We start from the raw sequence: 22,813 nt of genomic DNA, 5'->3' as shown, positions 1-22,813 counted from the left end.
CGCCCTGTGCGGCTGTCAAGAGTCGCGGCGTGAGCCTGTGTAGGCTGACGCCGTGGCCAGGGTCAGGTTGGGTGTGGAGGAGCGGCGCGAGGAGCTGCTGCGCGCGGCGGTCGAGCAGATCGAGCTGCGCGGCGCCGCCGCCCTGCGCATCTCCGACGTCGCCGCCGCCCTCGGCGTCAGCAGCGCGCTGGTGCTCTACCACTTCGAGACCAAAGAGAAGCTGGTCGCGGCCGCCTTCGCCTACGCCGCCGACGCGGACCTGGCGCGCCTGCACAAGCTGCTCGGGCGGTCCACGAGCGCCGAACGGCGGCTGCGCGCTGCGGTGCGCTGGTACTCGCCCACCGGGCAGGCCAAGGGCTGGCGGCTGTGGATCGAGGGCTGGGCGGTCTCGCTGCGCGAGCCCACCCTGCGCGAGGTGGCCGGCGACCTGGACCGGCGCTGGCGCGGTGCGCTCGTCGAGGTGATCGCCGAGGGCGTCGCGGCGGGGGAGTTCGACTGCCCGGACCCGAAGGCATCCGCCGAGCGGCTGACCGCGTTGCTGGACGGCCTCGCCGTGCGGATGACGGTCCACCCCGGCGTGCTGGGCCGACGGGCGATGGACGCCTGGGTCGACGAGGCGGTCGTCCGCGAACTCGGCCTGCGCCGTGGCGCGAAGCAGGAGACTCCCGGCCGCAGCTGACCCTCGCGTCGGCCTCTCGCGCGGTCGCACCAGCCGCGCATTACTGAATCACGAAACAGTAGTGAGTCCATTGACAGGGCCTTCCCCGGCTCTCGATACTGACTCACGATTCAGTTGTGGAGCACCGAGCCGACCCCTGGAGCCCCCGTGTCCGTCCTGCCGACCGAGCTGTGCCCGCTGACCACCGAGCAGTCCGACATCATCGACCTCACCCGGGCCTTCGCCCGCGACGAGATCCGCCGCCGCGCCCGCGCCGTCGACGAGGCCGACACGGCCACGCCCTGGGACCTGTGGACCAAGGCCGCCAAGATCGGCATCACCGGCTGCATGCTCCCCACCGAGTACGGCGGCGGCGGCTTCACCGACGTGTTCACCCAATGTCTGGTCCAGGAGGAGCTCTGCGTCGGCGACCTCGGCATCGGCAACCTGCTGATGTCCAACGGCTTCTTCGCCGACCCGGTCCTCGAACTGGGCACCGAGGAACAGAAGCGCACCTGGCTCACCCCGCTCGCCGGCCCCGACTCCCCGATGAGCAGCATCGCCACCACCGAACCCGGCTCCGGCTCCGACGCCGCCTCCATCACCACCACCGCCACCCGCACCACGGGCGGCTACCTGATCAACGGCCAGAAGGCGTGGATCTCCAACGCCGGCGAGGCCGAGCTCTACGTCGTCTTCGCCAAGACCGACCCGACCCAGCGCGCCCGCGGCGTCAGCGCCTTCCTGATGCGCAAGGACACCGAGGGCGTCACCTTCGGCGAACCCATGCGCAAGATGGGCCAGCGCGCCATCGTCTGCCGCGAGATGTTCTTCAGCGACGCCTTCGTCCCCGCCGAGAACCTGCTGGGCGCGGAAGGCCGCGGCTTCCACGGCCTGATGCGCACCTTCGACATCTCCCGCACCGTCCTCGGCGCCGCCGCGACAGGTATCGCCCGCGCCGCGTACGAGTACGCCCGCGACTACGCCCGCACCCGCGTCCAGTTCGGCAAGCCGATCATCGAGCACCAGGCGGTCGCCTTCCGCCTCGCCGACATGCGCACCCGCATCGAGCAGGCCCGGCTGATGACCTGGCGCGCCGCCAAGCGCCTGGACGCCGGCCTGGACGCGACCACCGAGGCGGCGATGGCCAAGCTCACCGCGTCCGAGACCGCCGCCTACTGCACCTGGGCAGCCGTGCAGACCCTCGGCGGCTGGGGCTACTCCCGTGAGTACCCGGTCGAGCAGTGGATGCGCGACGCCAAACTGGAGGAGATCGAGGAGGGCACCTCCGACATCATGCGCCTCGTCATCTCCCGGGGCCTCTGATGATCCGCCAGCCGATCACACCACGCACCGGCGGCGAAGCCGTCGTGCGGGCGCTGGCCGCCCACGGCGTGGACCTGCTCTTCGGCATCCCCGGCACCCACAACCTCGAGATCTACGCCCACCTCGCCCAGTACGGCATCCAGCAACTGACCCCCCGCCACGAACAGGGCGCGGGCTACGCCGCCGACGGCTACGCCCGCGTCACCGGCCGCCCCGGGGTCGTGCTGACTACGACCGGTCCCGCGCTGCTCAACGCCGCGGCGGCCGTCGGGCAGGCGTACTCGGACAGCGTCCCGCTGCTCGTCGTCTCGCCCGGCATGCCGCTGCGCCACCCACGGCAGCCCACCGGGCTGCTGCACGAGATGCGCAGTCAGACCGAGGCGCTGCGCGGCGTCGCCGCCTTCAGCCACCGGGTCTCCTCGGTCGCGGAGATCGGCCCGGCCGTCGCCCGCGCCTTCACCCTCTTCCGCACCGAACGACCGCGTCCGGTGCACCTCGAGATCCCGCTCGACCTCCTCGGCTCGGCCGAAGCCTGCCCCGAACCACCCAGCGCGCCCGAGCGCCCACCCGCCCAGGCCGCCGCCGACACCCTGACCCGCGCGGCTCAGGCGCTGCGCGACGCCCGTCGACCGGCGCTGATCCTGGGCGGCGGAGCCAGGGGAGCGGCAGACCAGTGCCTGGCCCTCGCCGAACTGCTGGACGCCCCGGTGGTCACCACCGCCAACGGCAAGGGCGTGGTCGCGGAGGCCCATCCGCTCTCCCTGGGCGTCGCCCTGCACAGCCCCGAGGTGCAGCGCTGGCTCGCCGACCGCGACATCGTGCTCGCCGTCGGCACCGAGCTGGCCGAGTCCGACTTCTGGTGCGCCCCACCGGAGCTGGGCGGCACACTCATCCGCGTCGACCTCGACCCGGCCCAGATGTACGCGGGGCAACCCGCCGACATCGCCCTCGTCGGCGACGCGGCCACCGTCCTCGGCGCGCTCCATCCTCTGCTCGCCAAGGCGGAGCGCCCCACCCCCGAGCGAGCCGCCCCCGAGCGACCCGCCGTCACCGCCCTGCGCGCCGCCCGCGACCTGCCCACCCGGCAACGCGACGCCCGCTGGATCCCCTACCTCCAGGCGATCCGCGCCGAACTCGCCCCCGACGCCGTCATCACCTCCGACAGCGCCATGTGCTGCTACTACGGCGCGCTCCCGCACCTCCCCGTCCCGCCCGAGGGCCGCTACCTGCACCCCACCGGCTTCGGCACCCTCGGCTTCGCCCTGCCCGCCGCGATCGGCGCCAAGGCCGCCTGCCCCGACCGGCAGGTCGTCGCGCTCAGCGGCGACGGCGGCTTCCAGTTCACCGCCCAGGAGCTCGCCACCGCAGCCCAGTACGGCTTCCCGCTGCCCGTCGTCGTCTTCGACAACGGCGGCTACGGCGAGATCCGCGACGAGATGGCCGCACGCGGCGACGAACCCGTCGCCGTCGACCTGCCCTCGCCCGACCTGCCCGCCCTCGCCCGCGCCTACGGCGGTCACGGCCTGCGCGCGGACAGCCCGGACGCCCTTGCCCGGGCCCTGCGCGCCGCGCTCGTGACCCCCGGCCCCACCCTGATCGTGATCCCCGAGGAGCGTTCCTGATGGCCGACAGCCCGGACAGCGCCACTCCCGACAGCGCCACCACCGCCAGCCCGCTCGTCCAGCTCACCTGGACCGACCACGTCACCGGCTGCGCCGGCTACCTCGTCGTCGACCGCCTCGTCCGCGGCGTCTCCAGCGGCGGCCTGCGCATGCGCGCCGGCTGCACGCTCGACGAGGTCGCCGGACTGGCCCGGGGCATGAGCATGAAGGAGGCGCTGCACTACGACCCCGAGGCCCGCTACATCCCTCTCGGCGGCGCGAAAGGCGGCATCGACTGCGACCCGCGGGACCCCCGCGCCTACGGCGTCCTCGTCCGCTACCTGCGCGCGATGCGCCCCTACGTCGAGCACATGTGGACCACCGGCGAGGACCTCGGCCTGACGCAGGACCTGGTGGACCTCGCCGCCGCCGAGGCCGGCCTGGTCTCCTCCATCCAGGCCGTCTACCCGCTGCTCGACGACGAGGCGGCAGCCGTGAAGCGGCTCGCCGACGCCTTCGCCATCGAGATCGACGGCATCGGCCTGGGTGAACTCGCCGGCGGCTGCGGCGTCGCCGAGGCCGCTCTCGCCGCCCTCGACCGCGCCGGCCGTCCCTACGCCGGGACGCGCGTCTCGATCCAGGGCCTCGGCACGATGGGCGGGGCCACCGCCCGGTTCCTCGCCCGCGCCGGGCTCACGGTCGTCGCAGTCGCCGACCTCAAGGGCACCATGGCCAACCCGTCCGGCCTGGACGTCGAGGCGCTCCTCGCCGCCCGTGACACCTTCGGCGTCGTCAACCGCGCCGCGCTGCGCCCGGACGACCGCGAACTCCCGGGCGACGCCTGGCTGGAGGCCGACGCCGAGATCCTCGTCCCGGCCGCAGTCTCCTACTGCGTCGACGCCGCAGCCGCCGAACGGATCGGGGAGCACTGCAGCTGGATCGTCGAGGCCGCCAACATGCCCGTCCTGCCCGAGGCCGAGCAGCTGCTGGCCGCCCGCGACATCACCGTGCTGCCCGACGTCGTCGTCAACTCCGCCACCAACGCCTGGTGGTGGTGGACCCTGTTCGGCGACGTCGACGCGGACGCCGACGAGGCCTTGGCGCGCGTGCGCGGCTCGATGCGGCTGCTCGTCGCCCAGATGCTCGACCGCGCCGCCCGCGACGGCAGCTCGCCCCGGGCCGCCGCCCACGCCATCGTCGCCGAGCGGCTCCCGGTGATCAACGAGCGCTTCGGCTGGTACCGATGACCGACACCGCCCGCATCGACACCGCCCACGATCTGTCCGCGCTATGGGACCCGGCCTCCGTCGCCGTCGTCGGCGCGTCCAGCAACCCCGCCAAATGGGGCTACTGGCTCGCCTCCGGCGCCCTCGAGGGACGCCACCGCCGAGCCGTCCACCTCGTCAACCAGCGCGGCGGCCGACTGCGCGACACCCCGTTCGCCGCCTCGCTCGCCGACCTGCCCTCCCCACCCGAGCACATCGTCGTCGCCGTCCCCGCCGCCCACGTCCACGCCGTCGTCGCGCAGGGCCTGGAACTCGGAGCCCGCCAGTTCACCGTCATCACCGCAGGCGCCGACCCCGCCCAGGAGGCGGAGCTGGCCGCACTCGTCCGCTCGCGCGGAGCACGCCTGCTCGGCCCCAACTGCATGGGCGTCGTCGACACCGGGACCGGGCTGCGCCTGTCCTGGGGTGACTTCCCCTCAGGGCGGGTAGGGCTGGTGTCGCAGAGCGGCAATTTGGCCCTGGAGATCGGCCGGCTGCTCGGCCGGGCGGGGGAGGGCTTCTCCCGGTTCGTCTCCCTCGGCAACCAAGGCGACATCGACGCCGCCGACGCACTGGAGAGCCTGGTCGCCCACGAGCCGACGCGGGTGATCGCCGCCTACGTCGAGGACTTCCGCGACGGCCGGCGCCTCGCCCGCATCCTCGCTGCCGCCCGTGACGCCGACAAGGCGGTGCTGCTGCTCACCGTCGGCCGCAGCGAAGCCTCAGCCCGGGCCGCCGCCTCGCACACCGGAGCACTGGTCAGCGCACTGGCCACCGTCGACGCACTCTGCGAGGAGACCGGCGCGCTGCGCCTCGACAGCGCCGGACAGCTCGTCGACACCGTCCAGGCCCTGCTCGCGCCCGCACTCCCGGCGGGCCGCCGCGTCGCGATCGCCGGCGACAGCGGCGGCCAGGGTGCGCTGGCCGCCGACGCCCTGGCCGCGCGTGGCCTGACCGTGCCGCGCTTCACCGCCGCCACCCGCGACCTCCTCGCCGCGCTGCCCCCGCAGACCTCCCGCGGCAACCCCGTCGACCTGGCCGGCGCGGGCGAGGCCGACCTGGGCAACTACGCGCGCGCCGTCCGCGCGCTGCTGCTCGGCGGCGACGCCGACGCGGCCGTGCTCACCGGCTACTTCGGCGACTACGCGACCGGCGACCCGGCCCAGGAGCAGCGCGAATGCGAGGTCGCGGCGGAACTCGCCGCAGCCGTCCGCGCATCCGGCCGCCCACTGGCGGTGCACACCATGGCCAGGGACACCGCCGCGCTGCGCACGCTGCGCGCCCTCGGCGTCCCCGTCTACGAGCGCATCGAACAGGCCGCCGACGCCCTCGCCCACGCGGCCCGCTGGGCAGCCGGCCACGCCCTGCCCCCGCCGCCACCCCGCACCACCGCACCCCACCCCGTGCCCCTCGCCGACGGCCACTACGCCACCGTCCGCACCCTGCTGTCCGCCTACGGCATCGCCTTCCCCCGCGCCGAATTCGTCACCGACGCCGACGAGGCCGTCAAGCAGGCCGCCGTCATCGGGCACCCCGTCGTCCTCAAGGCCATGGGCCTCGCCCACAAGACCGAGGCGGGCGGCGTGGCACTCGGCCTCGCCGACGACGACGCGGTGCGCACCGCTTTCGGCCGGATGCGGCAGCGCACCGGCGCCTCCCACTACGTCGTCGAGGCGATGGTCCGTCAGCCGCACGCCGTCGAACTCATCATCGGCGTCCGCCGCGACCCCGCCTTCGGCCCGGTCGCCATGGTCGGCATCGGCGGCATCACCGCCGAACTCCTCGCCGACACCGCCGTCGGCCTCGCACCGCTCAGCCCGCAGCGCGCCCGCGAACTCCTGCTCTCGCTGCGCCACAGCCCCCTGCTGCTCGGCTGGCGCGATGCCCCGCCCGTCGACCTGGACGCGGCGGCCGACGCTCTGGTGGCGCTCTCCCAGGCGGGTGCCGACCACCCCGAACTGTCCGAGATCGAGATCAACCCGCTGCTGGTCCACCCCGGCGGCGCCATCGCCCTCGACACCCTCGGATCCCTCAGCTGACTCTCCACAGGGAGCCCCCCATGCCCGTCACGCCCCTCGCCCCGCTCGCCCGTACCGCCGAGCACACCGGCCTCACCTACATCGTCACTGGCGGCGGCAGCGGCATCGGCCGCGCCATCGCCCGCCAACTCGGCGCCGCAGGCGCCCGCGTCGTCGTCGCCGGCCGCACCAAGGAGCGGCTGGACGACACCGTCGATCTCCTCGCCAGCCAGGGCGCCGACGCCCTCGCCGTCCCCGTCGACGTCCGCGACGCCCAGGCGGTCGACGACCTCGTCGACCGCGCCGTGGACCACTTCGGAGCGGTCGACGGACTGGTCAACAACGCGGCCGGCAACTTCGTCTGCCCCGGCATCGAACTGAGCCCCAACGGCTGGAAGTCCGTCATCGACATCGTCCTCAACGGCTCCTTCCACTGCACCCGCGCCGTCGCGCGCCGCCTGCGCGACCAGGGCACCGGCGGCTCGATCCTCTCCGTCATCGCCAGCTACGCCTGGCACGGCCACCCCGGCACCGTGCACTCCGCCGCCGCGAAGGCCGGCGTCCTCGCCATGACCCGCACCCTGGCCGTGGAACTCGCCCCGCTCGGCATCCGCCTCAACTGCCTCGCCCCCGGCCCGACCGAGACCGCCGGCGCGGGCGCCGCCCTCTGGCCCACCGACCAGGCCCGCGACCAGGTCCTCTCCTCCGTCCCCGCCGGCCGCTTCGCGGACCCCACCGAGATCGCCGACGCCGCGCTCTTCCTCCTGAGCCCCCGCTCCTCCTACCTGACCGGCGAATGCCTGACGGTGGACGGCGGCCAGTGGCTCGGCAAGCAGATCTACGGCAGCCGCCCCACCGCCTGAGCCTGCCTCAGGGCGGTGTGATAAGGGTGGGACATGAATGGATCACTGAGTGCGACGACGGTCCGGTTCCCCGGGCACAGCGGCGACGAGATCGAGGCCTATCTGGCGCGTCCGGAGGGCGACGCCCCGCGGGGCGGAGTGGTGGTCATCCATCACCTGCCTGGCTACGACCGGGCCACCAAGGAGATGGTGCGCCGTTTCGCCGAGCTCGGCTACGACGCGGTCTGCCCCAACCTCTACAGCCGTGAGGCCCCGGGCGCGGCCCCCGACGACGCGGCGGCGGTGGCCCGCGCCGCAGGCGGCATCCCGGACGAGCGCCTGGTCGGCGACGTGGGCGCGGCGGCGGCGTATCTGCGGGCGCTTCCGAACGCCAACGGCAAGGCCGCGGTGATCGGGTACTGCTCGGGCGGTCGGCAGTCGGTTCTTGCGGCGTGCAACCTGGAGCTGGACGCCGCGGTCGACTGCTACGGCGCGTTCGTCACCCTCGACCCGCCGTCGGAATTCCCGCTGAAGGTCTCCTCCCTGGTCGATCAGCTGCCCCGGCTGAGCGCCCCGCTGCTGGGCCTGTTCGGCGCGCAGGACTCGTACCCCTCCCCGGAGCAGGTCGCGGACCTGGGCCGGCTGCTGGACGGGCACGGCAAGCGGCACGAGTTCCACGTCTACGAGGGCGCGGGCCACGCCTTCTTCGCGGTGGACCGGCCCTCCTACAACGTCGCCGCCGCCAACGACGGCTGGGAGCGGATCGCCGCGTTCTTCGCGGCCAACCTGGGCAACTGAGCACCGAGGGAGGACCAGTATGTGCACTTACACCACCGTGAAGGCCGAGGTCGAGGGCAGCGGCAAGGGTCCGGGAGGCACCTGGATCCGGGTGACCGACGCGACCGTCTACTTCGACCACCCGGTCCACGCGATGCACGAGCACACGCTCAACATCGATCTCGCCGATCCGTCCCGCGACCCGGCCGCCCGCGTCGCACTCGAACTCTCGGCCGACTCGGCCCGCCGCCTGGTCGAAGCGATCCAGCAGGCCCTCGCAGCGGTGCCGCCGGACCTGCTGGCCTCGCCGCCGACGGCCTGACCCTTGAGCCGGGACGGAGCTGGTGGAGCCGAGGAGGGTGCCGGTATGGCGGTGACGGTTGAACACGTGCGGTCCTACGCGCTCTCCTTGCCGCGCACGTACGAGGCGCTCGTGCGGGACCGGGTCAAGTTCCGCGTCGGAAGGATTGTCTACCTCGCGTTCTCCGGCGACGAGACGCTGATGGGCTTCGCCTACCCGAAGGAGGAACGCTCCGAGCTGGTGGCAGCCGAACCGGAGAAGTTCGCCATGCCCGACCCTGTCGACGAGCGCTTCAACTGGGTGCAGGTGCGGATGGCCGCCATCGACGCGGAGGAGATGCGAGAGATCGTCACCGAGGCGTGGCGGATGGTCGTCCCCAAACGGGTGGCGGCACAACACCTGGGAGAGGCCCTGCGCTGACCTTCTGGTGCGTCAACCGATCTGTTCGGCCAGGGCGACGATGATGCCCGCAGGGCCGCGGAGGTAGCAGAGCCGGAAAATGCTCTCGTACTGCGCCACCTCGCCGAGGAGCTCGGCGCCGTGAGGGCGCAGGCGGGCGATGGTGTCGTCGATGTCGTCGACGGCGAACATGACGCGATGCAGGCCCAGAACGCGACGGCGGCATCCAGGTCATCGACGACGATGCCGACGTTGTCCATTGCAACAATTTCTAGAGGCGGACGGTCATTTCGACGGTCACCTCGTCACCGGCCGAGAGATTCTGCGGCTTGCGCACGGCGTTTTTGATGGGCAGCAGATAACCGCCGTCCTTGGGGAAGAGAGACGTCGAAAAGTCAATCTCGCCGATCCGGGCGCTGACCGGAATCACTCCCCAGCCGTAGGTGGCCGCGGAAGCCACCTCCTGGATGCCGGCGCACTCGTCTTCCGGCACCCTCACGAAGTAGAACGGCGCGGGCCCACGCCACTCGATCACATGGCCGACAAAGGTGACGTACACGGGCCAGTCCGTTTCTCGAAGAGGGGCCGGATCGGGCCGGTCCTCAGTCTGCCGGGACAGTGCGGATTCAGTCTGCCCGGGCAGCACCGCAGCGGGCGACGGTGAGCAACTCCTCGGGGACATGATCGCTCATGCGGGCAGCCTAGTAGGGCAGTTGTCATCGCCTCACCGCGGGGATCCTGCGCGTGGGCCCGGCGCACCGGACGGCCGGCACACAGCCGTCGCGGCTGAGCCCGCACCGTTGCCAGCCAGCCCATGCCGAACACGTGTACAAGAATCAAAGTTCAACCTATCGAACCCCAGAGCGTCCGGGGGCCTCTTCGCGCGCGTGCGCCCTGCCGCTAGGGTACGTACCAAACGCTTGTTACGAGCCTCGCGTCCTCGTCCGTACCGGAGGCACCCCATGTACGTCGTACCACTGTCCACCGCTCCCGCCGCCGAGCTGCGGCCACTGGAGCCCTGGCACGCCGAGGAGTTCCTCGCCCACATCGACCGCGCCCGGCCGAACACCGACCCCTGGATCGCGTGGGCCTCCTACTCCACCGACCTGGAGTCGGCCCGCGCCACGCTCCAGTCCTACGCCGACAAGCAGGCGCAGGACACCGGCCGCATCTACGGCATCTGGCTGGACGGCACACTGGTCGGCGGCGTCATGTTCGTCCACTTCGACACCCGCCTCGGCAACTGCGAGATCGGGGTGTGGACGGAGAAGGCGGGCGAAGGCCACGGCCTGGTCACCGCGGCAGTCCGCCACCTGGCGGAGTACGCGCTCGTCGAACGCGGCATGCAGCGCGTGGAATGGTTGAACAGCGCGCAGAACACCCGCAGCCGCGCGGTCGCCGAGCGGCTGGGCATGCGCCTGGACGGAGTGCTGCGCTCCTACTACCCGCACAACGGGGTCCGCCACGACAAGGAGGTCTGGTCGCTCTTGGCCGACGAATGGCCGCCCTCCGCGCCGCGCCGCTGACGCTGCGGAACGGCCCACCGCCACCCGCCCGCCGCACCGTTATCGCTGCGTCACCCGTCCTGCAGCGCCACCTCGCAGGCCGGACAGCGGCGGCTGCGGTACTCCGGCGGGTACCAGGGCCCGCCGGGCCAAGCCGGCAGGTAGGCCTCCGGTTCGAGCGCGGTGATGTCGAGGCCGCACAGGGTGCGGGGCAACGGGTCGCCGGGTGCGTCCGGATCCGATCCGGCGGCGTGCACGTAACGCACACGCGCCCCGATGTCGACCTCGCCGGCATCGCCGACCGAGCCGCCCAGGACCTCGGTGGCGGGTTCCAGCTCCAACAGAACGATGATCGCGCCCACAGCATCGAGCGTGCGCCCCGATGCCCGCTCCCGCACCTCGGCGAGCCCTGCCCGACCGCGTTAGCGACCTCCCCGCTCCTCGGGCGGATCCGGCTCCGAGCCCGGTGCCACCTGCGCGGCCACGATCGTGGCCACCCACGCCGCACTCAGCCTGGTCCGGTGCACGGGCCGACCGCCGGCCGGGCGGGGGGCGCTTTTCGACATCGAACTCACCTCCGGTCCCCTGAGCCCATCGTCGTGCAGGGCGCGCCGGTAAGGGAACTCGGTCGGGTCCGCCTGCACCCGAGTGGGCGCGCCACGACCATCACCTGTCCGCCGATCCCGTCCCGCCCAGAAGTCCGTCCAGAGCCCGCCCGAACACCCAACGCCCTGCCGCCGCCACCAGGGGGTCGGCCGTCCGGGGCAGGTGAGCCACCCGCAGTTCCTCCCGCCACCCGACCTCTGCGCTCCCCACCGATCCGGACATGCTGACCGTCAGCTCCGCCCAGCCCCGCACCAGGGATCCGCGTTTGACGAGCCGGCAGCGACCTGGCCGGTCCGGTCCCGGCGGCTGGAACACCGTGACCTCCATCGTGTCGTCGAAGCCGACCCGGCCGAGCCTGGTCCGCGCGACGACCAGGTCGCCGACCGCGCGCCCCGAGCCGACCGCCACGAACACGCGCGTCAGCGGCACCCGCTCCCCGTGCCGCGGCCAGTCGGTCAGGCGCTGCCAACTCTCGGTCGCGGACAGGGGCACGGTGCGGGAGAGTCGGAACTGGGCCATGACCTCAGACTATGCGGGCACGCGGGGCGTATCGACCAGGCTCAGGTGACCGAAGGAGTGCCGGATCCGGCAGGCGCGGCAGGTTCGGTGCCCGGGTAGGGTCGACAGTCGGAGAATGGACTGCACTTCTCCGACGGGGGCCATCCGGAGGCCGCACAGTCCCACGGTCCCGCCGCGGTGCACGATGTGCCAGGGCTCGGACTGCGCCGCCGCCCCCGGAGGCCGGTAGTCGGCGCGGAGCTGGAGCGGGTGGCTCACCATGACCTCCCGGTGCCTTGAACGGACTTCGTCACGGAATACGCGAGCGCCATCGTTACATGCACATGTCATATCCGCCACGGAACTGGAACGGCGGAGTCACGCCAGGCGCCATTCCGCCACACCCACGCCCACCCCACACTCACACCAGCGTGCCGAGATGCGGGGAGCCGGTGTGCCCCGCAGGCTGAGTCCCAGGCGCCATCCGCTCCGGCCGCCCCAGACAGCACCGCAGACGGCAGCCCAACGCGGCGACCCAAGGAGGAGATGTGCCCGACGGTCGTCGCGCGCTCCCCGCCCGCCGCGCCCGCGTACCCCAGTCGGGTGACGCACGGGCAGCCCTCGGCCGGGTGGCCGGACGAACGTTCCTGTGGGCGTTCCTGGCATTGTTCGGTCTCGGCTGCGGCTGGGCCCTCGCCGTACCCTACGACGGCTTCCCCGACGAGGCCCGGCATGCGGTGCGTGCCTGGTCGGCCGCAGGGGGCGAGTGGGTCTTCCACGGCCCGGTCCTGGCGGACGGGACACCGCTGATCGCGGCCCCGCGCAGTCTCGCGCCGAACGCGCCCGCGAGCTCCGCCTGCTTCCATCAGCATCCCCAGCTCTCCGCCGCGTGCTCACCCCCGGCGGGACTGCGGTCCGACGCGCACCACACGGTCGCCATCGCTTCGGGCGCCGGACGGTACAACCCCCTCTACTACGTGATCGTCGGTCAGCCCCTGCGACTGTGGCCCACCCTCCGCGGCATCTACCTCGCCCGGATGCTGTCCAACGCGCTCGTCAGCGCCCTGTTCGCCACGTCCCTCGCCGTCGCCCGCACGGCGCGGACCGGCCGTCGGCTGCTGAGCGGCCTGCTGGTCGCGCTGACACCCGTCGCGCTGCACCTCTCCTCCGCCATCAACCCGGCCGGAGTCGAGATAGCCGCGGCGGTGATGCTCTGGTCCGGGCTCGTCCTCGTCGTGGACGGGAGGGCGACCTCCCCGACGCTGATCCGCGTCTGCGGGGTCGGCGCGGCCGTCGTCGCCACGGTCAGGGCCGGCGGCGTCGCTTGGCTGGCGCTGATCGGATGCGTGGCGGCCCTCGGCCTCAGCCGGCGTCACGCGCGTGTACTGGCCCACAGCCTGACGGTCCGCCGCTGGGCGGCCGTCGTGGCAGTAGCCCTCCTGGCGGGAGTCGGCTGGAGCGCCTGGCAGGACCCCACGGGCCAGGCCCTGTCGGTCCCGCCCGGGCAGTCCCGGTTCAGCGTGATCGCCAACACCCTCAACGTGGATGTCTGGGGGCGCGGCGAGTACCTGGTCAAGGGCATGGTCGGCCTGGTCGGCTTCGGCGACACCTCCCCACCCGGCATCGTCTTCCCGCTGTGGTTCTGCGCGTGCGGCGTCATCCTCTTCGGATCCGTCGCCCTGACAGGCTGGCGTGACCGCGCCCGGCTGCTGCTCCTGATCGGCGGGACGGCCGTGCTCACCCTCGCGGCCGACGCCGGGCCGATCAGCCAGGGCTGGTACCTGTCCCAGGGCCGCTATCTGCTGCCCGTACTGGCCGGGGTCCCGATCCTCGGCTCCTACCTCCTGGCGGAAAGAGGCATCCTCGACGACGCCCACATGGCCCGGCTCACCCGGTGCTACGTCGTGGTACTGCTCCCGTTCCAGCTGATCACGCTGTACGCGACGATGCTCCGGTACCAGCGGGGCTTCCCTTCGGGCGATCCGATCCCGCTCATGCCGGTCAACCCCTTCAAGGGCGACTGGCTGCCGCCACTGGGACCACAACTGCCCCTGGTCCTGGCAGCGGCAGGACTGGCCGGGCTCGGCGCGCTGATCTGGCGCACCGCCTCCCGAAGCGACACCCCACCCGCACCCGAAGCCGACGCCGTCCCTCCGACCCACAGACCAGCCCGCGCCCAGCGAACCTGACGTCAGCCGACCCCGCCGTCTCAGCCCCTCGGATCAGCCCCTCGGTTCAGGCCGGTCTTCCGCCGCTCTGCCAGCGATGGACTTCGATGTCGGCATACCGGGCCTGGTCAGCCAGGTCAGCCTGGTCCAGGACAGCGCGGGCCGTGTCGCGGTCCGCGGCCTGAACGAGCGCCGCCGTGCCCAACCAGACGCTGCCGTCGTCGGACAACAGCGGCCCGAACGCGATCAGCTGGTCCCGGTCGGGCGGCACGACGGGTCCGGCCGCGCCTTCCGGGCCGAGGCCCAGCACCAGGTACCGCCGGCCACCGCTCAGACCGCCGGGGAACTCCCACATGGTGCGCCCCAACATGTTGCGCCACCGGCGCAGCAGCACGTCCCGGTACACGCCGCCCTGGTACCCGGGCTCGTCGAAAGCGAACGCGCGAGCAGCGGCGGGATCTGGCAGATCGACGATGTGCACGCTGCCTGAGGCCACGTCACCTTCCCCGGTGAGCGTCGGGCCGCGGGCGATCATCTGTTTCGCGTACCGGTCCATGTAGGACCAGTGGTCTTCCCGCAGGTCCGCACGCAGCGCCGTGGACCCTGGCCGGTCTGCGACCACCACCGCATCACCGCCCCCCGTACAGACCCGGGCTCTGCACGCCTATCTGCGCTGGCGCAACGCCAACGCCCGCCACCGAGATGTCCTGGCGGCCGAACGGCGCGAACGTGCGCGTGTCCGGAGTGAGAAGGGCGTCCGTTGGGTCGGACGCCGCCTCGCGCAGGCGGCCCGAGCGGGACTTCAGGAGATCCTGGTCAGCCGGCGGGGACCATCTCGTGCAGGAAGGTGATCAGCAGGTCCGTCACAGCGGCAGGCCGCTCCAGACTGGGGAGATGGCCGGCCCAGGGCAGTTCGATGTGCCGGGTGTCGGCGAGCAGACTCGGCAGCTGGGCCGCGATCTGTCGAAAGTCCGCAAGGTCGTGGCCGCCCGAAAGAGCGAGGCAGGGTGCCTTGATCGCTGACAGGTCGATCTCCACCTCGTTCCGCCCGGCTCCCTCGGGGGCAGCCAGTTGCACCTCGAAGGCATGCCGTTGCATTCCGCGCACGTCCTCCCGGACCGCCTCGTCGGCTTCCGGCCCCAGCCAGGTGTCCACGTTCAGTTCCACGGCCCCCGCGAGATCACCGGCCGTGAGCAGCGCGTCCTCCCGCTCGCCGAACGCGCGCAGCTCCTCGGTGGGTTCGTGCCCAGGCAGCCCGGCACACAGCAGCGCCATGGCGGATACCCGGTCCGGACGGCGTGCGGCGATCTCCACGGCGACACTTCCGCCGTACGAAGAGGCGACCAGCGCCGCTTGCTCCACACCCAGGGCGTCCAGCAGGTCCAGCACATCCTCTGCGTCGTTGTGGCTCCGGTCCGGCAAAGGAGTCTGGCCGAAGCCACGGAAGTCGCAACGCACCACCCGGTATCCGGCATCGACCAGGGCCGTCCGCTGCCGATCCCACATCCTTCGATCGCATACCGCGGAGTGCAGCAGCATCAGCGTGGGACCGTCTCCGGTTGCATCGTAGGCGAGAGTCATGCCGCAGACCCTAGGGGCCAGCGATCGAAGCATCCATCATTTTCCCGCCGACCGCCTCTGTCACGGGGGGCCTCAACCCGGCGAACCAATACGGTCAGAGCCCTAGATGATCAATTCCAAGGGGTCGCTGTGTGGTCGTGGGCCGTTTCGCTCCGGCGGATCGGCCTGCGAGAGTGTGGCCATGAGTGACGTTGTTATCCGTCGGGCCGAGTTTGATGACGCGCCCGCGCTGGCAGCCATGCGCTGGCGGTTCAAGGTGGAGGACAACGGAGATGAAGTCCCGCGGGGCGAAGAGGAGTTCACCGCCGACTGCGAGCAGTGGCTACGTTCCCGGATGGCCGGGCCCTGGCGGGTCTGGGTCGCGGAAGTGGGTGGCCGTCCCTGTGGTCACGTGTTCGTGTGTCTCGTGGAGAAGGTCCCGAGTCCCTACCCGGGCTCCGACACCCTCGGCTACGTGACGAACTTCTACGTCGTCCCTGAACAGCGCAATCGCGGCCTGGGCAGGGCCCTGCTCGACAAGGTGACCAGCGATGCGCGCGCTCACGGCCTGGATACGTTGATCGTGTGGCCGTCCGAGCGCAGTGCGCCGCTGTACCGCCGCTGCGGATTCGACGGACCGGACGAACTCCTCGAACAGCCCGTCGCGCCAAGCTGAGCGAAGTCCTTGCAGTGACTGCGCGGACGATGCGAGGGCGCCCAAGGTCAGTCTGTGACGAACGACCTGGACACCCTCGCGACCGCACTCCTCCCCCTGCCGGAGGGTCCAGCGCAGGACCGCCGGTTGACTCTCCGGCGCGGGCAGGGCACACCGTTTGAGCAAGCACCGCACCAGTGCCGGGATCGGAAGGAGCTTTCCATGAACACCAACATCCAGGCCGCGGTTCTGCCCGACGTAGTCGCCGCCCACATCGAGGCGGTCAACGCCTTCGACGTGGACGCCGTCATGGCAACCTTCGCCGATGACGCCGTGGTCAACGACGTGCGCCGCGAGTTCGCCGACCCCACCTCGATCCGCGCCTGGGTGCGCCGCGAGATCGTCGGCGACAAGGTCACCATGGAGGTGGCCGAGGTCGTGAACCACCGCGCCCTGACGATCGTGCGGGTGCGCTACGACGGCGAGTACGACAAGACGAACCTGCCCGACGAGCTGGTGCTCACCAGCTATCTCACGGTCGCCGACGGCAAGATCACGTCCCTGATCATCGTCCACAACCAGCCCTCGCCCTACTGACCGCGAGCAACGCCGACCAGACCGCCCCGCCCCGCCGCGTCCGTCGCGGAGCCCGAAGACCACGGGCAGTTCGTCGCATCAGCGACCGGGTCGGTCGCGACCGGGGGCAGGTCGGGCTGACCGCTCACAGCCGGTCAGGCACGCAGCGCAGCATCTCGTCAGGTCTGTGGCGTGTCGGGGTCGGGACGGATCTACATTGGTCGCTGATCTCGGTCCGACGAGCTGATTTGGAGTTCGGTATGACGCATCCTGCCGCGCGTTCGCTGGAACAGCGCATCGCTGACACCCGCACCCGGTTCGGGCGGGACGAGGATGTCTGGGTCTCGACCGGTGGATCCAAGGGCCCCTACCTGGTCCCGCTGTCCTTCGACTGGGACGGCACCCACTTCGTGATCAGCACGCTTCTCGCCTCCACGACTGCTCGCCATCTCGTGGAGAACGGCATGGTCCGGCTCGCGTTCGGTCCTACCCGTGACGTCACGATGGTCGAGGGCACCGCCGTGGTGATCTTGGACGAGGAGCTTGACGCGGGCGTCGGTGAGTCCTACGCGCGGCGCAATGCCTGGGATCCGCGCAAGGAGCCGCAGCGGTACCAGTGGTTCCGGATCACGCCTGTGCGGATCCAGGCCTGGCGTGAGGCCAACGAGTTGGCCGGGCGTGACCTGATGAAGCAGAGCCAGTGGCTCGGCTGACCTGACCCGCCCACTGCCACCCGCGGCGGCGTCGCGGTCAGTGGGGGGCGGACGTCGGCTGATGGAACTCTCATGGACCCTGCGTGGCTCCTGGCGCTGGCGCAGCCGGCGTAGGCGCGCTCGACGAGCCAGCGGACCTTGCGCGAGTTCAGGGAAACTGAAGGTGCTTCAGGGCGAACCCGCGGGTTGACCGCTGTGATTCTCGGTGATCGACCCTCAGGTTGGTCAAGACGCGGGTCGCACGCGTTTCAAGCGAGGACGTGGTTCGGCATCCATGGGGTAACGGTAGGTGACTGGATTGGTCTCCATGCCTGATGGCCGCTTCGCGGTGGCGGGCGGCTGGTCAGGTCCAGTTCGGTTGCCAGGGGCCGCCGCGCATGGCGGCGAGGATGGCGGTGAAGGCGCCGACTCCGTTGCGGACGGCGGTGGCGGTGTAGGTGCGGATCGCGGCGAACTGTTCGGCGCCGGTCAGGGTCCGCAGGCTCCCGGATACCTTGATCCGTAGTTTTGGCATTCGGATCGTGCGTTCGGCGGGGTTGTTGTCGAAGGGAAGCCGCAGGTCGTGGACCCAGCGGGTGTAGTCGGTCAGGCGGTCGCGCAGCCGGGTGAACAGCGCGTGGTGCTTCTTCTGCAAGGCGCCGGTCCGGGTGGCGGTGGCCTGCACGCCGACGCGGGCTGCGGCAGCCAGGTAGCGCAGGGGCCGTTCGACCAGGCGCGGGTCGATCCGCTGCGCGCCGCGCTCGCGGGCCGCGTCGGCGTGTTTCTTCAGGTCCAGCAGCGCCTCGATGGCCTGGTTGGCCACCTTCTTCGTCCGCGCGGCGGTCCTCCCGGCCGCGGTCTCGGTCACCGCGATCAGCTCCCGCAGCACGTGCGCTGCGCACAGAGCGTGAACGGCCTGCCCGTAGGTGTCGTACGGGGCCCAGGCGTCGTGCATCGCCACCCCGGTGAACCGCGGCAGCACCCCGGCGGCGTCGGTGGCCGCCTTCCCGCGCCTGCGGTGCACGGTCAAGAACACGGCGTCAGAACACGAGGCCGAGTGCAGCCAGTGACACGCGCCGGCGGTCCGGAACCCGGTCTCGTCGAAGTGCCCGGCGCCCGCCGCCGCGACCCGGTCGCCGATCAGGGCCCCGACCGGGGCCACCATGGTCGCGCAGCGGCTGGAGAACCCGGTCACGGTCGAGGCCATCAGCCCCACCCCGAACAGATCGTCCATCGCCCCGGCGGTGCGCGAACCGGACAAGAACTGCTCCTGATGCAAGTACACACACGTCGCGGCGACCCGGGGCCCGTACTGCACCGGCGCGGTCACCCCGGCCGGGGCGGCAGCCCCGGTCACCGTCCCACACCGGCAGCGCCGGGCAACCAGACGGTGCTCGGTCACCTCCACGACCGGCTCGGGCAGGTCGAACACCTGCCGCTTCACCACCCCGGCCACGGGCGCCGCGGCCAGATCGGCCCCGCACCGCCGGCACGGACCCGGCTCGTGGACCACCGTGTGGTGCGGCTCCGCCACCTGCGACAACCACGTTCCCGGCTGACCGTCCGGCCGACCGGGACGCCGCCCCGACCTCCCGCGCAGCGACCTCGGCACCGGCTTGGCATACGGCGGATCACTGGACGGCGGCTTTGAGGAGTTCTCCGAGTTCTGCGCCAACCTCGCTTCCAGGTCGGCAACCTTCACCTCAAGCTCGGCGTTCCGCGCAACCAGCGACTCGACCAGCGCCTCAAACCGCGTCACCGTCGCACGAAGCTGCTCGTTCTCCGCGCGCAGCGCCACGTTCTCCGACACAAGCTCGTCATACGACGGCACCGGATCGGAGGACACGCCGACGGTCATCCAACGATCAGCCCACTGATTCAAGAGCGCGAAGCGCTCTTGTGACCACAAGTTTTAGTTGGCGGCTCGCCCGACGCGGTGCCCGCGCGCGTAGGGCACTTGCGTGATCGAGATCCCAGAACCATTCATACGAATCACGATCGATCGTGAGGGAGAGCAGGGCGCGCGCTGGTTGGCCAGGCTGCCGGAACCGGGCCTCTCGGAAACCCGGTGTGGATCATTCTTCGCGCTCGGCCAGGACCTGGAAGAAGCCACATCAAGCCGGGGAGGCTGGCTTGTCGGTGCTCGGACCTAATATGCGGAGCATGACACCTAATATGCGGAGCATGACGCGGTATGTCGACGAGGATCTGCACGGTGCGGAGTTCCGGGAGTGCGATCTGACCGGGGCACGCCTGATCGGCGTCGTCATGCAGGATGCCGTGATCGACGGGCTCATCACCAACCTCGTGGTGAACGGTGTCGAGGTCACCGAGTACGTCGAGGCAGAGCTCGACCGGCGTCATCCGGTGCGGGTGCTGATCCGCTCCGAGGACCCTGCCGACCTGCGCGAGGCATCGCGTCGGCTCCAGGCCGGCTGGGCCGCCACGATCGAGCGAATCCGGCGTACGCCCGGCATCGAGCGCCGCAGCGCGAACGACGAGTGGTCGGCGGTGCAGACGATGCGCCACCTGGTCTTCGTCCACGACTCGTGGTTCCGCCGCTGCTGCCTGGGCTCGACGGAGCTGTTCACGCCGATGGGCATCGGGACGACCGTGGAGCCCTACCGGGGAGCGCACGGGCTTGACCTCTCGCTCGATCCGGCCCTCGACGAGATCGTGAGCGTGCGTGACGCGCAGGCCGCCGAGCTCGAGGCCTGGCTCGACGAGGCCACCGCTGCGGCGCTCGCGGCGCGAGCGCCGGTGCCCGACGACGATGTCTGGCCGCCGTACGCCCGGGGTCGCTCGGTGCGGCAGTGCCTGGGCACGGTGCTCAACGAGACCTTCGAGCACCACCGCTTCTGCGTCCGCGACCTCGACCTGATCGAGGCACAGGACGCCGAGTAGGGCCGGCTATGGACTCAGCATCGTGCGAGTGTGGGCACCGCCACCCATCCACGACCTGCGCGAGATCTGGGTAGACGGCGGCTACCGACAACAGAACGTCGAACACGGCACAACCCTCGGCATCGACGCGGAGATCGTCCGACGCGACCCCACCACCCGAGGCTTCACCGTCCGGCCACGCCATCGGACTGTGGACCGCATCTTCGGCCGGCTCATGGACTTCCGACGACTCACCCCCGACTACGAGACCCTCCCATCCCGCTCCGCCGCCATGAACCACCTGGCCATGACCGATCTCCTCTGCCGCCGACTCACGCAGCAGCTTGGTGCAAGCGCCACCAGTGCCAACCATCGCGATCAGATGCCAACTATCGCGAAAAGTCGCACGCACGCGGACACCGCGTCGGGCGAGGCCGCCAACTAAAACTGGAACTCGCCAACTAAAACTGGGAGTCACAGCTCAGACCAATCCAGTCACAACGGTAGAGCTGAGCTGACGTGCCGTCAGCTACGGCATGTCCTCCAACACGCTCTGATCTTGCCTGCACCCGACGTCTCAGTAGTCCGAGGGCCATCGCCTGGAGGCTCGGCGGAACAAACACAGTTGCGACCAGAGATGCAGCTGGGAGATATTCTCGCGCATGGATCCGAACCCCGTGCAGCCCGCCCTCCGACCTGGCGATGTTCCCGAGCGGATCCCCGCCGACGATCTTGTGCTGCGTCGGTGGGGGCGCGGTGACCGCGAGGCGAGGCGTCAAGCGATCGTGGCCTCCTTCGATCACCTCCATCCATGGATGGCCTGGGCGGCCAAGCCGCCGACGGAGCAGGAGGACCTGGAGCGCTTCGAGCGCGCTCTGCGGTGGCCCAGCGATGGCAGCTACCAGTTCGGCATCTTCGATTCAGCAGAACGAGAGATTCTCGGCATGGCCGGGGTCGAGGACCAACTCGGGCCCGGCGTGGTCGAGATCGGCTACTGGTGCCATTCAGATCACGTCGGACGGGGCGTGATTACCAAGGCGGTCCAGGCGCTGACGCGAGAGCTCCTGGGTTTGCCGCATATCCATCGGATCGAGATCCACTGTGATGAGGCCAACGTGCGTAGCGCGGCCGTCGCTCGACGTCTCGACTACCGGCTCGAGCGCGTCGACGAGGACGGAGTCAACGCCCCAGCGGAGTCTGGACGAAGCATGGTCTGGGTGAAGGAGCGCGACAGCCGCGCCAGGCGGTGAACTCTGGGCTGCGCTGCCTCGCTCCCACCCACGCCAAGCCGGGTCCGTTACTGCCCCCAGGCAGCCGAGCCCCACACTCAGGCACGGTCACCCCGGGACCCACCATATAGGCAGGGCTTCATCACAAAACAGCCTCTGACGGACGCTCTGGCGAGCTGACACCCGTCATCCTGCCGCTCGGACCCCGACAGCGCCGGTGATGTCGACGACATCCCTGCGCGTATCGCATCCTCCGAAACCTCTGCCGGGAGGCTCCCGCCGCCACTTGGACATCTGACGGTTGGTCAGAAGTGGATCGTGCCCTACTGTTCCGACTGGCTCACGGAGCTGACGGGGCCAACGCAGAGGTAGAGATCGTCTGATGGCGCTCTTTGACTTTGGCTCTGACCGGAAGTCCGTGAGAGACCGGGTGAGCTCCCATGAACGCGTTGCTGGCAGCCCGAATCCGCAGGAGCGCGGCTCCTCTAGAACGCGACAGCCGACAGGTCAATGGCGACTTCGACGGCCTGATATCCGTAGGTGTCCGCCGCGTCGACGCGCAGCATGAGACAGAATCGATTGAGTGACTGGATCTCCTTGGAGAGGCGCTTGTAGTCGCGCTTGAGCAGGTGGACTGCCGCGCGGTTGGCGATCGCCGACTGCCCCATGATCATGAGGACCGGCTGTGCGGACTGGGGAGGGGTGAACTGCGCGACCAGGGCATGGTCCGTTCGTCCCTGCTTGTGGACGAAGCGCTGACCATTGACGGTGAAGTCACCACGTTGGTTGACCTTGATCCCGGGCAGGTGCCTCGCCAAGTACTCGACGTTGCGCTGGTTCGATCCAAGGCCACCGATACTGAGTTCGGTGCGATCTCCGTTCAGTTCAGGCGCTTCTGCGGCAACCAGGGAGAACGCGCACCCTGACTCCTCGGCGAGCATCGCAAGTTCGATGATCGCATAGACGTCGCCGTGCTCGGTGACGTTGGGCATCTGCCAGTGGCTGTTCAGGATGATGACGCACGGTGCACCGGGCCGTAGTCCCAGGAGCGCCTGCTTTTGATGCAGGATGCGAGCGGTGCTCACACGCTTCCAGGCCCAGACGGACCCGCCGCTGACGACGCTCGTGATCAACCCGATCACCACGTTCAGCACTGCATCCGACACGGAGCCCCTGCCCTCATTTTTGTGGTGACGCGATCTGACCAGACGGTGCGCCAGCCTACTGATCAACCACCCATGCTGCGTGGCGATT

General features: G+C 70.7%; 24 protein-coding genes and 2 pseudogenes. 18 read left to right on the top strand and 8 right to left on the bottom strand.

The genetic code is table 11. From position 1 onward, the window contains the following. The first annotated feature begins 52 nt into the window (after positions 1-52). The 9 genes from ABIA32_RS26795 to ABIA32_RS26755 all read left to right on the top strand — a co-directional run bounded on the left by ABIA32_RS26795 (position 53) and on the right by ABIA32_RS26755 (position 9,208). Positions 53-679 (top strand): TetR/AcrR family transcriptional regulator, encoded by a 627-nt coding sequence (locus tag ABIA32_RS26795; RefSeq protein ID WP_370100592.1) that lies wholly within the window; start codon positions 53-55, stop codon positions 677-679. A 147-nt stretch (positions 680-826) separates the two neighbouring features. Continuing rightward, positions 827-1,984 carry an acyl-CoA dehydrogenase family protein gene (locus ABIA32_RS26790; protein ID WP_370100589.1) on the top strand — a complete coding sequence of 386 codons (1,158 nt, stop codon included), beginning with the start codon at positions 827-829 and terminating at the stop codon, positions 1,982-1,984. Further along, positions 1,984-3,606: a thiamine pyrophosphate-binding protein gene (locus tag ABIA32_RS26785; protein ID WP_370100587.1), complete on the top strand. Its 1,623-nt coding sequence runs from the start codon at positions 1,984-1,986 to the stop codon at positions 3,604-3,606. The genes ABIA32_RS26790 and ABIA32_RS26785 overlap by 1 nt, the downstream gene beginning before the upstream one ends. Beyond that, positions 3,606-4,832, top strand: a complete 1,227-nt coding sequence (locus tag ABIA32_RS26780; RefSeq protein WP_370100584.1) for a Glu/Leu/Phe/Val dehydrogenase dimerization domain-containing protein — start codon at positions 3,606-3,608, stop codon at positions 4,830-4,832. Before ABIA32_RS26785 ends, ABIA32_RS26780 begins: the two co-directional genes overlap by 1 nt. After that, positions 4,829-6,889 carry an acetate--CoA ligase family protein gene (locus ABIA32_RS26775; RefSeq protein WP_370100582.1) on the top strand — a complete coding sequence of 687 codons (2,061 nt, stop codon included), beginning with the start codon at positions 4,829-4,831 and terminating at the stop codon, positions 6,887-6,889. The genes ABIA32_RS26780 and ABIA32_RS26775 overlap by 4 nt, the downstream gene beginning before the upstream one ends. A 20-nt stretch (positions 6,890-6,909) precedes the next feature. Continuing rightward, positions 6,910-7,731: an SDR family oxidoreductase gene (locus tag ABIA32_RS26770; RefSeq protein ID WP_370100579.1), complete on the top strand. Its 822-nt coding sequence runs from the start codon at positions 6,910-6,912 to the stop codon at positions 7,729-7,731. A 33-nt stretch (positions 7,732-7,764) separates the two neighbouring features. Further along, entirely contained in the window at positions 7,765-8,508 is a 744-nt protein-coding gene (locus ABIA32_RS26765) for a dienelactone hydrolase family protein (protein ID WP_370100576.1), read from the top strand. A gap of 19 nt (positions 8,509-8,527) precedes the next feature. Continuing rightward, the gene (locus ABIA32_RS26760) at positions 8,528-8,809 is read left to right on the top strand and encodes a DUF6295 family protein (RefSeq protein ID WP_370100573.1); all 282 of its coding nucleotides are present in this window, start codon (positions 8,528-8,530) and stop codon (positions 8,807-8,809) included. A 45-nt stretch (positions 8,810-8,854) separates the two neighbouring features. Next, a complete protein-coding gene (locus ABIA32_RS26755; protein ID WP_370100570.1) occupies positions 8,855-9,208 on the top strand; it encodes an MmcQ/YjbR family DNA-binding protein in 354 nt (117 codons plus the stop codon). A gap of 12 nt (positions 9,209-9,220) precedes the next feature. Here ABIA32_RS26755 and ABIA32_RS26750 read toward each other — a convergent pair. Both ABIA32_RS26750 and ABIA32_RS26745 read right to left on the bottom strand, forming a co-directional pair. Beyond that, positions 9,221-9,397, bottom strand: a pseudogene (locus ABIA32_RS26750) (VOC family protein); the annotation flags it as partial. A gap of 61 nt (positions 9,398-9,458) precedes the next feature. Then, the gene (locus tag ABIA32_RS26745) at positions 9,459-9,746 is read right to left on the bottom strand and encodes a DUF1905 domain-containing protein (protein ID WP_370100567.1); all 288 of its coding nucleotides are present in this window, start codon (positions 9,744-9,746) and stop codon (positions 9,459-9,461) included. A 403-nt stretch (positions 9,747-10,149) separates the two neighbouring features. On the opposite strand from ABIA32_RS26745, the gene ABIA32_RS26740 reads away from it, so the two are divergent. After that, positions 10,150-10,713: a GNAT family N-acetyltransferase gene (locus ABIA32_RS26740; RefSeq protein WP_370100564.1), complete on the top strand. Its 564-nt coding sequence runs from the start codon at positions 10,150-10,152 to the stop codon at positions 10,711-10,713. Between the two features lie 50 nt (positions 10,714-10,763). Here ABIA32_RS26740 and ABIA32_RS26735 read toward each other — a convergent pair whose 3' ends face one another. Further along, complete coding sequence (locus ABIA32_RS26735) at positions 10,764-11,054, bottom strand: hypothetical protein (protein ID WP_370100562.1); 291 nt, start codon at positions 11,052-11,054, stop codon at positions 10,764-10,766. A 304-nt stretch (positions 11,055-11,358) separates the two neighbouring features. Then, positions 11,359-11,817 carry an SRPBCC family protein gene (locus ABIA32_RS26730; protein WP_370100559.1) on the bottom strand — a complete coding sequence of 153 codons (459 nt, stop codon included), beginning with the start codon at positions 11,815-11,817 and terminating at the stop codon, positions 11,359-11,361. Between the two features lie 527 nt (positions 11,818-12,344). On the opposite strand from ABIA32_RS26730, the gene ABIA32_RS26725 reads away from it, so the two are divergent. Further along, the gene (locus ABIA32_RS26725; RefSeq protein ID WP_370100557.1) at positions 12,345-13,985 is read left to right on the top strand and encodes a DUF2142 domain-containing protein; all 1,641 of its coding nucleotides are present in this window, start codon (positions 12,345-12,347) and stop codon (positions 13,983-13,985) included. A 46-nt stretch (positions 13,986-14,031) separates the two neighbouring features. Here ABIA32_RS26725 and ABIA32_RS26720 read toward each other — a convergent pair whose 3' ends face one another. Next, on the bottom strand, positions 14,032-14,589 hold the full coding sequence (locus ABIA32_RS26720; RefSeq protein WP_370100554.1) for a YciI family protein: 558 nt from the start codon (positions 14,587-14,589) through the stop codon (positions 14,032-14,034). A 16-nt stretch (positions 14,590-14,605) separates the two neighbouring features. Between ABIA32_RS26720 and ABIA32_RS26715 the strand changes: the two are divergent. Next, positions 14,606-14,755: pseudogene (locus ABIA32_RS26715) on the top strand (IS630 family transposase); the annotation flags it as partial. Positions 14,756-14,780: 25 nt separating this feature from the next. On the opposite strand, the gene ABIA32_RS26710 reads toward ABIA32_RS26715, so the two are convergent. After that, positions 14,781-15,545, bottom strand: a complete 765-nt coding sequence (locus tag ABIA32_RS26710; protein WP_370100551.1) for an alpha/beta fold hydrolase — start codon at positions 15,543-15,545, stop codon at positions 14,781-14,783. Positions 15,546-15,651: 106 nt separating this feature from the next. Between ABIA32_RS26710 and ABIA32_RS26705 the strand changes: the two genes are divergently transcribed. The 3 genes from ABIA32_RS26705 (at position 15,652) to ABIA32_RS26695 (ending at position 17,468) form a co-directional block, all read left to right on the top strand. After that, positions 15,652-16,200 (top strand): N-acetyltransferase family protein, encoded by a 549-nt coding sequence (locus ABIA32_RS26705; protein WP_370100548.1) that lies wholly within the window; start codon positions 15,652-15,654, stop codon positions 16,198-16,200. 201 nt (positions 16,201-16,401) lie between these two features. After that, positions 16,402-16,776, top strand: a complete 375-nt coding sequence (locus ABIA32_RS26700) for a nuclear transport factor 2 family protein (RefSeq protein WP_370100546.1) — start codon at positions 16,402-16,404, stop codon at positions 16,774-16,776. A gap of 239 nt (positions 16,777-17,015) precedes the next feature. Beyond that, positions 17,016-17,468 (top strand): pyridoxamine 5'-phosphate oxidase family protein, encoded by a 453-nt coding sequence (locus ABIA32_RS26695; protein ID WP_370100543.1) that lies wholly within the window; start codon positions 17,016-17,018, stop codon positions 17,466-17,468. A 343-nt stretch (positions 17,469-17,811) separates the two neighbouring features. Here ABIA32_RS26695 and ABIA32_RS26690 read toward each other — a convergent pair whose 3' ends face one another. After that, entirely contained in the window at positions 17,812-19,305 is a 1,494-nt protein-coding gene (locus ABIA32_RS26690) for an IS66 family transposase (RefSeq protein ID WP_370100540.1), read from the bottom strand. A 326-nt stretch (positions 19,306-19,631) separates the two neighbouring features. On the opposite strand from ABIA32_RS26690, the gene ABIA32_RS26685 reads away from it, so the two are divergent. From ABIA32_RS26685 to ABIA32_RS26675, 3 genes are all read left to right on the top strand, one after another. Continuing rightward, a complete protein-coding gene (locus ABIA32_RS26685) occupies positions 19,632-20,351 on the top strand; it encodes a DinB family protein (RefSeq protein WP_370100537.1) in 720 nt (239 codons plus the stop codon). A 28-nt stretch (positions 20,352-20,379) separates the two neighbouring features. Continuing rightward, the gene (locus ABIA32_RS26680) at positions 20,380-20,775 is read left to right on the top strand and encodes a hypothetical protein (RefSeq protein ID WP_370100535.1); all 396 of its coding nucleotides are present in this window, start codon (positions 20,380-20,382) and stop codon (positions 20,773-20,775) included. Positions 20,776-20,992: 217 nt separating this feature from the next. Then, a complete protein-coding gene (locus tag ABIA32_RS26675; RefSeq protein ID WP_370100532.1) occupies positions 20,993-21,580 on the top strand; it encodes a GNAT family N-acetyltransferase in 588 nt (195 codons plus the stop codon). Positions 21,581-22,044: 464 nt separating this feature from the next. Here the strand turns inward: ABIA32_RS26675 and ABIA32_RS26670 are convergent, their stop codons facing one another. Then, the gene (locus ABIA32_RS26670) at positions 22,045-22,725 is read right to left on the bottom strand and encodes a hypothetical protein (RefSeq protein WP_370100529.1); all 681 of its coding nucleotides are present in this window, start codon (positions 22,723-22,725) and stop codon (positions 22,045-22,047) included. Positions 22,726-22,813 lie beyond the last annotated feature (88 nt).

This window comes from Streptacidiphilus sp. MAP12-20, from assembly GCF_041262525.1.
Lineage (GTDB): Bacteria > Actinomycetota > Actinomycetes > Streptomycetales > Streptomycetaceae > Streptacidiphilus.
This window is presented reverse-complemented; position numbering and strand designations above follow the sequence as displayed.